At 55.5% G+C, this 13,663-nt stretch carries 13 protein-coding genes; 8 read left to right on the top strand and 5 right to left on the bottom strand.

Annotated features, from left to right (window positions below):
• Positions 1–267: 267 nt before the first annotated feature.
• Positions 268–2,379, bottom strand: coding sequence for a methyl-accepting chemotaxis protein (locus B2T33_RS14670; RefSeq protein ID WP_286792435.1), 2,112 nt, complete (start codon positions 2,377–2,379; stop codon positions 268–270).
• A 370-nt stretch (positions 2,380–2,749) separates the two neighbouring features.
• Here B2T33_RS14670 and B2T33_RS14665 point away from each other — a divergent pair, with 370 nt between their 5' ends.
• A complete protein-coding gene (locus B2T33_RS14665) occupies positions 2,750–3,649 on the top strand; it encodes an AraC family transcriptional regulator (RefSeq protein ID WP_286792434.1) in 900 nt (299 codons plus the stop codon).
• Positions 3,650–3,715: 66 nt separating this feature from the next.
• Here B2T33_RS14665 and speB read toward each other — a convergent pair whose 3' ends face one another.
• Positions 3,716–4,771 carry an agmatinase gene (gene speB, locus B2T33_RS14660; RefSeq protein WP_286792433.1) on the bottom strand — a complete coding sequence of 352 codons (1,056 nt, stop codon included), beginning with the start codon at positions 4,769–4,771 and terminating at the stop codon, positions 3,716–3,718.
• A gap of 165 nt (positions 4,772–4,936) precedes the next feature.
• On the opposite strand from speB, the gene B2T33_RS14655 reads away from it, so the two are divergent.
• From B2T33_RS14655 to B2T33_RS14645, 3 genes are all read left to right on the top strand, one after another.
• Positions 4,937–5,845: a LysR family transcriptional regulator gene (locus B2T33_RS14655; RefSeq protein WP_286792432.1), complete on the top strand. Its 909-nt coding sequence runs from the start codon at positions 4,937–4,939 to the stop codon at positions 5,843–5,845.
• Positions 5,846–6,018: 173 nt separating this feature from the next.
• Positions 6,019–6,876 (top strand): AzlC family ABC transporter permease, encoded by an 858-nt coding sequence (locus tag B2T33_RS14650; RefSeq protein WP_286792431.1) that lies wholly within the window; start codon positions 6,019–6,021, stop codon positions 6,874–6,876.
• Positions 6,873–7,202 (top strand): AzlD family protein, encoded by a 330-nt coding sequence (locus B2T33_RS14645; RefSeq protein ID WP_286792430.1) that lies wholly within the window; start codon positions 6,873–6,875, stop codon positions 7,200–7,202. Before B2T33_RS14650 ends, B2T33_RS14645 begins: the two co-directional genes overlap by 4 nt.
• 212 nt (positions 7,203–7,414) lie before the next feature.
• On the opposite strand, the gene B2T33_RS14640 is transcribed toward B2T33_RS14645, so the two are convergent.
• The 3 genes from B2T33_RS14640 to B2T33_RS14630 form a co-directional block, all read right to left on the bottom strand.
• Positions 7,415–9,010 carry a peptide chain release factor 3 gene (locus B2T33_RS14640; protein WP_286792429.1) on the bottom strand — a complete coding sequence of 532 codons (1,596 nt, stop codon included), beginning with the start codon at positions 9,008–9,010 and terminating at the stop codon, positions 7,415–7,417.
• Positions 9,011–9,113: 103 nt separating this feature from the next.
• Positions 9,114–10,151: a permease gene (locus B2T33_RS14635; protein WP_286792428.1), complete on the bottom strand. Its 1,038-nt coding sequence runs from the start codon at positions 10,149–10,151 to the stop codon at positions 9,114–9,116.
• Positions 10,152–10,202: 51 nt separating this feature from the next.
• Positions 10,203–10,526 carry an ArsR/SmtB family transcription factor gene (locus B2T33_RS14630; protein ID WP_063089224.1) on the bottom strand — a complete coding sequence of 108 codons (324 nt, stop codon included), beginning with the start codon at positions 10,524–10,526 and terminating at the stop codon, positions 10,203–10,205.
• A gap of 161 nt (positions 10,527–10,687) precedes the next feature.
• On the opposite strand from B2T33_RS14630, the gene B2T33_RS14625 reads away from it, so the two are divergent.
• The 4 genes from B2T33_RS14625 to B2T33_RS14610 are packed head-to-tail and all read left to right on the top strand — an operon-like array spanning position 10,688 to position 13,660.
• The gene (locus tag B2T33_RS14625) at positions 10,688–11,020 is read left to right on the top strand and encodes an ArsR/SmtB family transcription factor (RefSeq protein ID WP_286792427.1); all 333 of its coding nucleotides are present in this window, start codon (positions 10,688–10,690) and stop codon (positions 11,018–11,020) included.
• Between the two features lie 31 nt (positions 11,021–11,051).
• Positions 11,052–11,564: an arsenate reductase ArsC gene (locus B2T33_RS14620; RefSeq protein WP_286792426.1), complete on the top strand. Its 513-nt coding sequence runs from the start codon at positions 11,052–11,054 to the stop codon at positions 11,562–11,564.
• A 26-nt stretch (positions 11,565–11,590) separates the two neighbouring features.
• A complete protein-coding gene (gene arsB, locus B2T33_RS14615) occupies positions 11,591–12,622 on the top strand; it encodes an ACR3 family arsenite efflux transporter (protein WP_286792425.1) in 1,032 nt (343 codons plus the stop codon).
• A gap of 12 nt (positions 12,623–12,634) precedes the next feature.
• Positions 12,635–13,660: an ArsJ-associated glyceraldehyde-3-phosphate dehydrogenase gene (locus B2T33_RS14610; protein ID WP_286792423.1), complete on the top strand. Its 1,026-nt coding sequence runs from the start codon at positions 12,635–12,637 to the stop codon at positions 13,658–13,660.
• Positions 13,661–13,663 lie beyond the last annotated feature (3 nt).

Raw genomic sequence — 13,663 nt, 5'->3', positions numbered from 1 at the left:
GGTATTTCAATTCAGTACCGAATAGTAGGCTTTATGCTTTTGATGAAATACCGTTGCCCCGAACGATATTGCAACCCGCCAGTGAGAACCACACAAAAAGTGTATCAGAAACGTCGCAGTTTGTATCTTAACTGCTGACAAATCCTGCGTTTTGCGCCGATAGCACTGAGCAAATGCATTAGGCCTGCACACCCTCTATACGGTGTGCAGGCCTTTGTTGTTCAATTTTGAATTTTAGCAGTGAAACGGCGGGCTGATGCCGACAAATCAGGCGGCACCGCGCTGTTGCGTTTGCGGGAAGACCACCAGATTGTCATCGTGCCATCTGGTGGTGTCGTTGGCGTTGTCGTCATCAGCATCTGCGTCTTCGTTGCCTGCCGCGGACGCCACCGCACGGTCAAGGGATGCTGTGAGCTCGGTCACATTGCGGTCAACCTCGTCGGCACGACGATTAAGATCAAGGCTGAGCTTGCGGGTGACTTCGATATCTTCGGATACTGCACCGATGGCAGTCGCAACATTGCGCACCGCATCGCCGGCAAGGGCGATGGCACCGGTAATTTCCTCGGTCTCGCGGCGTTGATGTTCAACATCGCCTGCGACCTCTTCGGAAATCGACATCATCGAACGAACCGTGACCCCGACATCCTCCATCGAGGCAACACAGCGATCGGTAACAGCGCCCATGGCGTTGACATGTTCGGTGATCTGTTCGGTCGCGCGTTCGGTCTGGCTAGCAAGGTTTTTGACCTCTGCCGCGACCACGGCAAAGCCCTTGCCAGCATCCCCCGCACGAGCGGCCTCGATGGTGGCATTCAGAGCCAGCATGTTGGTTTGCCCGGCGATGCCCCGGATCAGGTCGACAATCTGTTCGATGCTGGTGGCAACTTCGCGCAGGTCATCGACGGCCTTTGCCGATTCCTCGGTCGAGCCGACAGCACTTTGCGCGATTTCACGTTGATGTTCGACGCGGTTGGCGATCGAGACGATGGCTTCGCGCAGACGGTTGGCAGCATCGCCGATGGCATTGGAATGCGACTGGCTGTCGTGTGCGGCACTGGTTGCGGTTTCGGTTTGTCCGGTGACGCGTTCGGCGGCGGCCGCGACCTCGACCACGGCTTCGCGCATGCGGGTCACCTGATGATTGACCGATTTGACAAGACCGGTGGTCTCGCCCTCAATCGTTTCGGCCATCGCGCCAAGCGATGCACGTCGTTTTTCTTCCTCGATGCGCTGAAGCGTGATGCGTTCCTCGGCCATTTTTTCGATCTTAAGCGCGTTTTCGCGGAAGATCGCAACGGTCCGTGACATCGCCCCGAATTCATCGCGGCGCTTGATATCGGCAAGGGTGATATCGGTGTCGTTTTCACTGAGCCGCGTCATGTCACCATTTACCCGACGCAGCGGACGCAGGATGCTGATCGCGATGCCAAGGGCAAGGGCGACGGCAATCAGAACCCCGATGGCGGCAACCACGATGTTGGTCAGGGCCGAGTTTTCCGACTGATTATGGGCGGCCTCGACCAGGGCAGTTTGATTGGTCATGGCGTCTGTTCGGATATTCTGAGTGATGGTCTGGACTTCACGGACGGCCGATTTGAAGTCATCCATCGATTGACGGAACCCGGCGATGGAGGCTTCGAGCTGGTTGGCACCCTGTTTTAGCAAGTCATTGTCGCGGATCGCGTAGGAGAAAAGTTTTTTCTCGTTGCGCGTCAGACCGTCAAAGGACGCTTTGATTTCTTCCTGAAGATCGGTCAGGGCCGAGGTCTGCGTGCGGGCGGCATCAAGCGATTCCGCGGTGCGCAGAATCGGGAATTGCAGGGAATTAACGATGGCCGCAAGATTGGCCGCGCCAAGTTTATCTGCATATTTCTCGGCAATCACCGGATCGCGCTTGGCGATGAAATCTTCAAGCTGGCTTGCGGATTTGCCAAGCTGATTGGCACCAAGCAGCATGGTTTCCGATGCCGCCGACAGGTTTTCAGCCCGCAGCACAAGGGGCTCCAGCGTTGCGATGTAATCGGCACTCAGACTTTCAAGCGCATCTGCGCGGTCACTATCGCCGTTTTGACGCAGTTGGGTGACAAGGGTGGCACCGCTTTGCTCGGCCGCCTGGCGCATGATGGTGATGCCTTCGCGGTCAAGCGGATCAACCGTCTGGGCAAACAACAAGACCTGGTTGGAAAGACGTTCCAGACGCAGCGCATAGTCATTGGCAAGCCCGACCAGACCGGTGCTTTTGGCAATGCGGTCTGCATGCGCGCCAAAGCCCAGAAGATAGGTTGAAGACAAGGCAGACAGGCCAACCAGCAGAACAACCAGAACAAAGAAACCGGCGAAGATGCGCGATCCGATACGAATGCGATCAAGAAACATGGGACATCCAAACAGCAAAATTTACGTTTGGCGCGATTCATACATGTGTGCAGGGCGCGGTTTTGTAACAGTTGGATGAAACCCGCATTTGTCGATCAAACAAGGTGCCGGATGGTCATTTGCGCTGCGCAAAACAACATTCTGACCACCCGAAAATGTTCATATGAACATCGCATTATACAATTGGACGAAGGTCATTATCCGTTTCGAAGGGCGTCGAACCAGCAGATTTCCATAAATCGGCCGCGACTCGACCATCCGCCGCAAGGTTGCTCGGGCCTGCGGCGATGTTTTGGAATGATGCCAATTAAAATGTCACGATGACAATATTGTACAAGCTGGCACCCGGGCTTGTCGTTATAATGGCGTTATGAACAGTGCTGCGCGACAGAACACGGCAGCCCAGCGTCGCCAGACGTCATCGCGACCGGCGACCGGCCGCCCCCGCGAGATTGCCCGCCACTGGCGGGCAGCCGATGGGATTGATATGTTCGAAGCCGATTACAAGAACTTCTCCTTTCCCAAGCATAGCCACGATTATTACGCCTTTGGCACGATCCTGAACGGGGCGGAGCGGTTTATGACGCGCGGCACCAATTATGTCGCCGCCCGCGGGCAGCTTTTGATGATGAACCCGATGCAGGTGCATGATGGCGGCCCGGCATCCGATGATGGCTATCAATACCAGATCATGTTCATTGACCCGAAGGTATTTGGCGATCTGGTGACGGAGCTTTCGCCCAAGAACAGCGGCCTGCCGTTTTTTGGAAACTGCGTCGTCAATGACCCGGAACTGCATTTGCAACTGCAAGACCTGCATCGCCTGTTTCGCCCGGATGACGATGGTGCCAACAGCCTTTTGGAACGCGACAGTCAGCTTCTTTATAGCGCCGCCCGCCTTGCGCTGCGCCATGCCGATGCCCCGCCCTATCTCTATCAGCCGGGGTTAGAAGACAAACGTGTTCAGGCGGTGATTGACTATATGGCCGCACATCTGGATGCCAATATGTCGCTTGATGATCTTGCGATGATTACCGGGCTCAGCCGGTTTCATTTGTTGCGCGTGTTTCGGGCGGCAACCGGGCTTCCGCCGCATACCTATTTCAATCACATGCGGTTACGACGTGCCAAGCGGTTGCTGTTTGACGGGGCGAGCATTGCCGATGCGGCAGCCGCCACCGGCTTTGCCGATCAAAGTCACCTGAACCGGCATTTCAAGGCGATGTGGGGCGTCAGCCCAGGCGCGTTTATCGCAAGTCTTGATCCTTAAACCAGAACAAAACCAACATCGCCTGCCCGTCATACGAATGCCCTGGGCAGGAGACATCAGTTGTATTTACGCGCCAGCGTCGCGGCGCTTCATTGCATCGACCACCAGACACAGTTCTTCGAACAGGACCTGTGCGGCGATATGGGCGGTGTTGGTGGTGGCATCATATTGCGGGGCAACTTCGACAACGTCGGCACCGACAAAATCAAGCCCCTTGAGCCCGCGCAGGATCGCCAGTGCCTCGCGCGAGGTGAGGCCACCGACCTCTGGCGTGCCCGTACCCGGTGCGAAGGACGGATCAAGGCAATCAACATCAAAGGACAGATAAACCGGGCCATCTCCGACCACTTCATGGGCCTTGGCGATTACGGCATCAATGCCCATTTTCGGCACTTCTTCGGCGTGGATCACGGTCATGCCGCTGTCATAGGAAAATTCCCAAACATATTCCGACGCGCCGCGAATACCGATCTGGATGGTGCGTTCGGGATCAAGCACGCCATCCATCACCGCCTCGCGGAACGGGCCGCCATGATGGAAGCGCGAACCGTCATAGGCCCCGCAGGTGTCGCAATGGGCATCAAGATGGATCATGCCAACCGGGCGATCCTTGCCCACCGCCTTCTGGATTGAGTAGCTGATCGAATGGTCACCGCCGATGGCAATCGGAATGACGCCAGCGCCAACAATCTTGCTGAAATAGGCTTCGATATCCTCGTGGCAGCTTTCAAGCGAATAGCGGCTTCTGAACGGGACATCGCCAATATCGGCAATGCGGGCCATGGCACCGGGCACCATGCGAAGGACATGTTCATACGGCCCGATGCGTTCGATATTGCGCACCGCGCGCGGGCCAAGTCTTGCACCGGCACGGTTGCTGACACCCAGATCCATCGGCACGCCGACAAGTGCTATGTCGAGGTCTGCAAAATTATCTTTCTCGGCATCGGCGGCAAAAGGTGCATCGAGGAAAGTCGGCACCCCGGCAAACGGCCATTTGCGCCCGCCACTTTCGGAAAACTGCGATGCCGCCACTTCACGGAAATGCGGATCACAGATGTCGGCACCCTTGGCGTTGCTGTATTTTTCACGCAGTTTTGCAAGCTTGTCGTCGGTGAACATGGGACCTCCTGAAGTGGCACATCGGTTCGGTACGATCTGAACCAATGGCCGGATGTTTTTGTTGGCCCGATCAGATCAAATTGCGCGGTAGTTAAAAATCACGTATTTCTGAACTTTACTTTGGCAATCCTCAAAGTAATGCCCCTTGCACACGGACCCCGCCCGATGATCACGGAACAGGCCGATCTCAAGCTTTTGCGCATCTTCCTGACCATCGTCGAGACCGGGGGTTTTGCCGCGGCGCAAAGTGATCTCAATCTGTCACTTTCAACAATTTCAAGCTATGTCACCGCCCTTGAAACACGGCTGGGCTTTACGCTTTGCAAACGCGGGCGGGGTGGTTTTGCCCTGACACGCGAAGGCCAGGCGGTGTTTGAAGAAGCCCACCGGCTGTTCAAATCGGTCGCGCAATATGAAACCAAGATGCGGGCGCTGCGTGACAAGCTGAGCGGAACCCTGACCATCGGGCTTACCGATAACACCATCACCGATCCGGGAGCACGGCGGATCGAAAAGACTATTGCACGGTTTATGGAACGCGCACCGGATGTGACACTCAATGTCGTGACCTATCCGCCCAATGACCTGCTGCGCGAGGTGGTGACTGACAATATCCAGATCGGTATTTGCAGCTTTCCAAAGACCGTGCTGGGTCTGCGCTATATCCCGCTTTATGACGAAATCCACCGGTTCTATTGCGGGTCAGACCATCCGCTTTTTGCGCTGGATGATGCGGAAATTGATATTGATGAAATCCGGCGTTATCGCCTGATCGGGCGGAAATCCTGGCTGGGTCGCGACCTCAAGGAATTCGCCATTTCGCGCCCGCATGCGACCGTCTCGGACATGGAGGCGGAGGCACGCCTGATCCTGTCAGGCGCCTTTTTGGGCTATTTGCCCGAACATTACGCCAGGCAATTTGTCGAGGCCGGGCGCATGCGCATGGTCCTGCCGGATCGGTTGAAGGTCAAAGTCACCTTTCAGGCAAGCCTTGATGACAGCAAGCAACCTGATCCGATCACCAAGCTGTTCCTTGATATGCTGATCGCCGATTTCGCCACCGAACGGGCCTGAGCCGCAGGCCCAAAACCGGCAGCAACAACCGATAGCAATATCGTCCAATACCGCCTATTTGATATCGGGCAGTATGGTGCCTGAAATGATGGCTCCTCGCCCACCCGTTTACGCCCATGAAAGTGCCGGTCGCCAAAACGAACCGGCACCAACAACCACAGGAAACGTCGGAAATGTCACGCCCCGGACAGACCGAAAGTCAGACCGAGAACCAACCCCAGCCCCAGACCCAGATCGGGCATTTCGACGCCGATACCATCCGGCGCGGTGCACTTGCCTGCCTGCCGCTTTTGCCCAGCACCATCATCTTTGGTGCGGTGCTTGGGGTGCTGGCCGCACAGCGCGGCTTGTCGCTTGGCGAGCTGTTGTTCATGAGCCTCGCCGTGTTTGCCGGATCGGCACAGTTCGTGTCGGTCGATCTTTGGCGAGAAACCATTCCGAGTGCGACCATCATCATCGCAACAGCGGTGATCAATATGCGCTATATCCTGATCGGGGCGTCACTGCGCCCGGTGTTTCGCGGTCGTCCGCTGTGGGTCAAGGTGACCGGCATGCATATGGTCGCCGATGAAAACTGGGCCGTTTCGATGACGCAAAAGGATTTGGCCAATCCGGGCTTTTTGCTGGGTGGCGGAATTTTCCTGGGCGTGGTCTGGGCGACCGGCAATACGGTGGGTTACCTGCTTGGCGGGGGCATTCCCGACCCGGAAGTCTATGCGCTTGATTTCGCCTTTACCGCCGTCTTTGCCGCGCTGACCATTGGAATGTGGAAGGGCAAGGTTGACCTTTTGCCATGGATTGCCGCAGCGATCGGATCGGTCATCGGCCATTACACTTTGCCCGGCACCTGGTCAATTTTGGCCGGTGCGGGTGCCGGTGTCCTTGTCGCCGCCCTGACATGGCGTGAAGACATGGATGATGACAGCCTTGAGGCCGAATTTGCCGTTGAAGGCAGGGACGCCTATGGCGCACCCGAAGGCACAAACGCCGCCAAACCTGCGACGGAGACTGCAATGGAGACCGGCCAATGAGCCAATTCCCCGATCTGACAAGTTTCAGCCTTGAGGCCGTTCTGACCATCCTTGGTATGGCGGCTGTGACCTATGGCATGCGTCTGGGTGGGCTTTTGATGGCCGATCGTTTGCCGCAGCATGGCCGCTGGGCGCATGTGCTGGAACGCCTGCCCGGTGCGGTTTTGATTTCCGTCTGGGTACCAAGCGCGCTTTCGGCAGGGGCCATCGGCATTGCCGGGGCAGCAGCCACCGTGATTACCATGGCGCTTGCGCGCAACCTGTTTGCCGCCATGACGGTGGGCATGGTTCTGGTTGGTGTCGGCCGCTATTTAATTAGCGGCTGAGCTCCTGAACATGACGGTATTGTCAACTCAGTTCGTCCCTATAATTGCGTGTGAACTTAGTACAAAAAGGAGTTCACATGCCTCTAAACGACGACCTGTCAGTACTGATAAAATTACTCAAACTTATGGTTTTATTGAGCAATATAGCCAAAAGGAACAAGACCACTGACTTGATCAGTGGTCTTGTTTTGCTCAGTTACATTTTAAGTTGATTACGCTGCAATCAGGTTCTGTTCGCGGGTGGCTTCGAATTTGAGGTTCGGCCAGTCGCGTTGTGTGGTTTCAAGATGCCAGGCGTTACGCGCGATGAAGACCAGTGTTTCGTCATGGTCTTCGAACAGCGCCGACTGGTTGGCATCCCGGAATTTCTTGATTTCAAGCGGATCATCACCCACCACCCAGCGGGCGGCATAGGCCGGGGTCGGTTCGAAATGCACCTTGATGCCGTATTCGGCCGAGATACGTTCCTTGAGAACCTCGAACTGAAGCTGTCCGACCACGCCGACAATCCAGTCCGCGCCCATCATCGGTTTGAAGACCTGCGATGCGCCTTCTTCGGCGAGCTGTTCAAGCGCGCGCTGAAGGTGCTTGCCCTTGAGCGGATCATCAAGTCGGACTTTCTGGAGCAATTCCGGTGCAAAGGCCGGAACCCCGCGGAAGCGAAGATCTTCGCCCTCGGTCAGGGTATCGCCAATGCGCAAGGTGCCGTGGTTCGGAATACCGATGATATCGCCCGGCCAGGCTTCTTCAGCAATATCACGTTCATTGGCAAAGAACAGCATCGGGTTATGCACCGCCATCTGCTTGCCTGCGCGCACATGCTTAAGCTTCATGCCGCGTTTGAAATGGCCCGAGCACAGACGAATGAAGGCAATACGGTCACGGTGGTTCGGATCAATGTTGGCTTGTACCTTGAACACGAAGCCCGCGACCTTTGGCTCGATCGCCTCGACCAGGCGCGTTGCCGCTTCTTGCGGGCGCGGGGTCGGTGCGATTTCGCCAATGCCGCGCAACAATTCACGCACGCCAAAGTTATTGACTGCCGACCCAAAGAAGACCGGGGTCAGATGGCCTTCGCGGTAGCTTTGCAAATCAAATGGCGGACAGATTTCGCGCACCATTTCGACTTCTTCGCGCAGCTTTTCCAGAAGGTAATCCGGGATCAGTTCATCAAGCTTTGAATCATCAAGCCCCTTGATCGGAATGGCTTCCTTGACGACGTTGCCACCTTTTTCCATGAACAGAAGCTGATCATTGACCAGATCGTAGCAGCCATGGAAATCACGGCCCGAGCCAATCGGCCAGGTAACCGGCGAGACATCAAGGGCAAGATCCTGTTCGATCTGATCAATCAGTTCGAACGAATCACGGGCTTCACGGTCAAGCTTGTTAACGAACGTCGTGATCGGCACGTCACGCAGACGGCAGACCTCAAACAGCTTGCGCGTCTGGGCCTCGATGCCCTTCGCACCGTCAATCACCATGACAGCCGAGTCAACGGCGGTCAGCACGCGATAGGTATCCTCGGAAAAGTCTTCGTGGCCCGGCGTATCAAGCAGGTTGAAGATATTTTCTTCGAACTCGAACGTCATGACGGCAGAGGACACGGAAATACCGCGATCCTGTTCGATCTTCATGAAGTCCGAACGGGCACCCTTTTGTTCCTTTTTCGCCTTCACTGCACCAGCCATCTGGATGGCACCCCCGAAAAGAAGCAGTTTTTCGGTCAGGGTGGTTTTACCCGCATCCGGGTGAGCAATGATAGCGAAGGTACGGCGACGCGATACCTGCTTGTCAATCATCGACATGGTTATCAACTTTAATCCGATATGAATTTCTTGGCGCGCAATGTAGCGATTTTTAACGTCATTGCCACCGTGAAATCATCATATCGGACATGAAGCGGGCGGTTTAACCCAGCCAGGCTTGCGAAATAACGCCAATTGCGAACGAACCGACCAGCGCATAAACCAAATACAGCGCAAAGACCGGCTTTTTGACCAGCGCAAAAACAGCAATCGCCGCCGGGATGGACGATACCCCGCCAGCCACCAAAAACGCCATCGCCGCGCCCGATTGCATACCCTGCGCAATCAGGCCTTCCATGATCGGAAGGGCGGCATAGCCATTCAAATAGGCCGGAACCCCGACAAGGGTGGCAATCGCAATCGGGCCAATCCCGTCGCCACCAAGCAATCCACTGACATTTTCGGCCGGGACATAGGCGACCATGATGCTTTCAAGCAGGAAGGCAAAGGCGATCCATTTGCCCAAAAAGAGCATGTTGGCAATGGCGGACGATCTGAACTTTTTGATCCGTTCATCATCGTGCCAGAACTTCCAGACAACCGCCTTGTGCGAACGGACCTTGGCCCCGCCGCAGCCACCATTACCAACGCCGTCACGCAACGGATCGGCAAGGAAGCCTCGCGACCCCAGCCACAGGGTGACAAAGCCGCCCATCAAACCAAGACCAATCGCCGAAATCATTTTAATCACCGCAAATTCCGTCCCAAGCGTGCCCGCGGTCAGAACAAACATTGCCGGGTCAATCACGGGTGAGGCCAACCAGAACGCCATGACCGGTGCCAGTGGAACCCCCATGGCAAGCAGGGCCGCGATCAGCGGGATCACCCCGCAGGAGCAAAATGGCGACAGTGCCCCAAAGGCGGCCGCGGTAAACACCATCCTTACCGGACGCCCGGCAAAGGCGCGCGAAATCAGGTTATCGGCCCCGGTTGCCGTCGCATAGGCGGCAATACCGATTGAGAGCACCAGAAACGGTGCCGTGCCAACAAGGGACTCAGCCGTGAACTGCACACTTGGGACAAATTGCGGCGCGTCAAAGATAAAGATCGCGGCAAGGATGATGCAGGCTGCCAGCAAAACCCGGTCTGTTTGTCGGGCAGAAGTGCCGATGCGGCGCAATTGAAATGTCAGGGCACTCATATCTATATCCCTAGAAAATTAGTTATATTGATCCAAAAAAAGAGACCCGCCCTAGCAGGCCTTTTCCGTTTCACCGGCGACATCAAGATCGACACCGCTGCAGCATTCGTCGGTGATGAAGCCGACAAGATCGCGCATGACATCGAAATCCGCCCGGTTACGGGTTTCGCGCCCCAGCTTTTCCTGTTTGACAAGACCAGCCTGAACCAGGGTGCCCAGATGATGGGAAAGGGTCGATGCCGGAAGGCCAAGCACCCGCCCGATATCGCCAATATTAAGCCCTTCGTCCCCGGCCTTGACCAGCAGACGATAGATTTTCAGACGGGCTTCGTGGCCCAGTGCGGCAAAGGCCGGTGCAATGGTTTTTTCGCTCATGCCACCATTATAACTATATTTCTAGTTATTTAAACACATTTTCTGAAACTCCCGCATCTGACTGATTCAAATATCCTTTTTGATATCACACTTGGGTTTGACCAGTACTGCAATACAAATGTCACTTGCCAGCGTGACAATATGTCGATATTTCCCGACACATGGAAACAAAACACGCAATCAGCGCCCTTGGCGCCCTGGCACAGGAACACAGACTGGCAGCATTTCGGTTGCTGGTCCGGGCCGGGAATGACGGTATTGCCGCGGGCGAACTGGCCCGGCAGATATCCATTCCGCACAACACCATGTCATCGCATCTGACAACCCTTAGTCAGGCCGGGTTGATTACCAGCACCCGCGAAGGCCGGTCGATCATTTACCGGATCGTTCCCGATGCGATGCGCGATCTTTTGAGCTTCCTTGCCGATGACTGCTGTTATGGCCGCCCGGAACTTTGCGGGATTGTTCGGGCAACAGACAAGGACTGCTGTTAGTTCACAACGCCTTTACAGAGGACGAAAAGACATGTCTGGTGGTACCTATAACGTGCTTTTCCTGTGCCGTGCCAATTCGGCACGCAGCATCATGGCCGAGGCCATCTTGAACAAAGAAGGTCACGATCATTTCTTTGGCTATAGCGCCGGATCACACCCGCGCGGCGAAATACATCCCCATGCTCGTGACCTTCTGGAAAGTCTGGGTCATGATATGACGACGCTTTCCTCCAAAGACATGGAAACCTATTCGGGTCAGGATGAAATCAAATTTGATTTCGTCTTTACGGTTTGTGACGCCACGGCCAATGAAGACTGCCCGATTTTCCCCGGTTCGCCGATGACCGCCCATTGGGGTGTGCCCGATCCGGCGGAGGCCGAAGGTAGCGAAGCAGAAAAACGCCTGGCATTTGCGGAAACCTATCGCATGTTGCGCAATCGGATTTCGATCTTCACCAGCCTCCCGTTCAAGTCGCTTGACCGGATGTCACTTCAAAATGAACTCGACAAGATCGGGAAAATCTCGACCAGCGAGGAAGTATGAGCGACGCCAACAATGAATCTGCCCCAATGAGCTTGTTTGAACGTCTTCTGACCATGTGGGTTGCGGTCAGCATCGTAGTCGGCATCATCCTTGGCGAACTTTTTCCCCAACTGTTTCAGGCGATTGGCAATCTGACCGCCTATGAGATCAATCTGCCGGTGACGGTTCTGATCTGGTTGATGATCGTTCCGATGTTGATGAAAGTCGATTTTGGTGCGCTTCATGAAGTGGGTCGGCAGTGGCGCGGGATCGGTGTGACGCTTGGTGTGAACTGGCTGATCAAGCCGTTCACCATGGCGGCCCTTGGCTGGCTGTTTATCGGCTTTCTGTTCCGCCCGCTTTTGCCCGAGTCACAAATTGAAAGTTATATCGCCGGTCTGATCCTTTTGGGGGCGGCCCCTTGCACGGCGATGGTGTTTGTCTGGTCACACCTGACCAAGGGGGATGCGAACTTTACGCTGACCCAGGTGGCACTGAATGACACGATCATGATCTTTGCTTTTGCGCCGATTGTGGCCCTGTTGCTGGGCATTTCGGCAATCACCATCCCTTGGGAAACGCTGACCATTTCTGTTGTGGCGTTTATCGTTATTCCGGTGATTGCCGGCCAGATCATCCGAAATCGCATCATGAAAGGCGGGGTCGCGGCATTCAATAGCTTTGACGCCAAGCTCAAACCCGTATCGATGATTGCGTTGCTCAGCACGCTGGTTTTGCTGTTTGCCTTTCAGGGACAGCAGATCATTGCCCAGCCGATGATCATTGCCCTTCTGGCGGTGCCGATCATTTTGCAGACCTATTTCATTGCCGCCATCGCCTATGTCGCCAACAAGGTGCTGGGTGTGGAGCATAAAATCGCCGCCCCGTCTTCGATGATCGGGGCATCGAACTTCTTTGAACTGGCTGTGGCGACCGCCATCGGGTTGTTTGGCTTTTCATCGGGTGCAGCCCTTGCCACCGTGGTTGGTGTGCTGGTCGAAGTGCCGGTGATGCTGTCGCTTGTCGCCATTGCCAACCGCACCCGTAGCTGGTTCACCCCATCGAAACTTGCAAACTAAGGGAGCCCTGATATGAGCCGCAAAATCCGCATTGGCATCAATGGTTTTGGCCGCATGGGGCGTCTGGTTCTGCGCGCAGGATGGGGACACCCGGACCTTGAATTTGTCCACATCAACGAAATCAAGGGCGGGGCTGTTACCGCAGCCCATTTGCTGGAATTTGATTCGGTCCATGGCCGCTGGGGCAATGGTGTTGCCTGCATCGATGATCATGTGGTGATCGATCAGACGCACAAGATCAGTTTTAGCGAAAACGCCACCCCCGGAGAGACCGATTGGGTTGGCATGGGGTGCGACATTGTTCTGGAATGCACCGGCAAATTCAAAACGCCCGAGACATTGCAGCCCTATTTCGATCAGGGGGTTAAAAAGGTCATCGTTGCCGCCCCGGTCAAGGAAGGTGCGCTTAACATCGTCTATGGCGTGAATGATGATCTTTATGACCCAACGCAGCATCACCTTTTGACGGCGGCGAGCTGCACGACCAATTGCCTGGCACCGGTGGTCAAGGTTATGCATGAAAAGCTTGGCATCGTGCATGGATCGATCACCACCATTCATGATGTGACCAACACCCAGACGATTGTCGATCTGCCGCACAAGGATTTGCGCCGTGCGCGGTCGTGCCTGCAATCGCTTATCCCGACAAGCACCGGGTCGGCGACTGCGATCACGATGATTTACCCGGAACTCAAGGGCAAGCTCAACGGTATTGCCGTGCGTGTCCCGTTGCTGAATGCGTCGCTGACCGATTGCGTGTTTGAAGTCGCAGAAGACACCGATGCCGAGACCGTCAATCGTCTGATGCGCGAGGCATCTGAAACCTATCTTGCCGGTATTCTTGGCTATGAAGAACGCCCGCTGGTCAGTGCCGATTACCTTAATGACAGCCGGTCTTCGATTATCGATGCCGGATCAACCATGGTGATCGACAAGCGGCAGGTCAAAATCCTGGCTTGGTATGACAATGAATGGGGATATGTCTGCCGGATGGCGGATTTGGCGGCCAAAGTCGCGCAACACCTGTTGGGGAAATAGCAA

This window comes from Thalassospira sp. UBA4513, from assembly GCF_002388495.1.
In the GTDB taxonomy this organism is placed as follows: domain Bacteria; phylum Pseudomonadota; class Alphaproteobacteria; order Rhodospirillales; family Thalassospiraceae; genus Thalassospira; species Thalassospira tepidiphila.
This window is presented reverse-complemented; position numbering and strand designations above follow the sequence as displayed.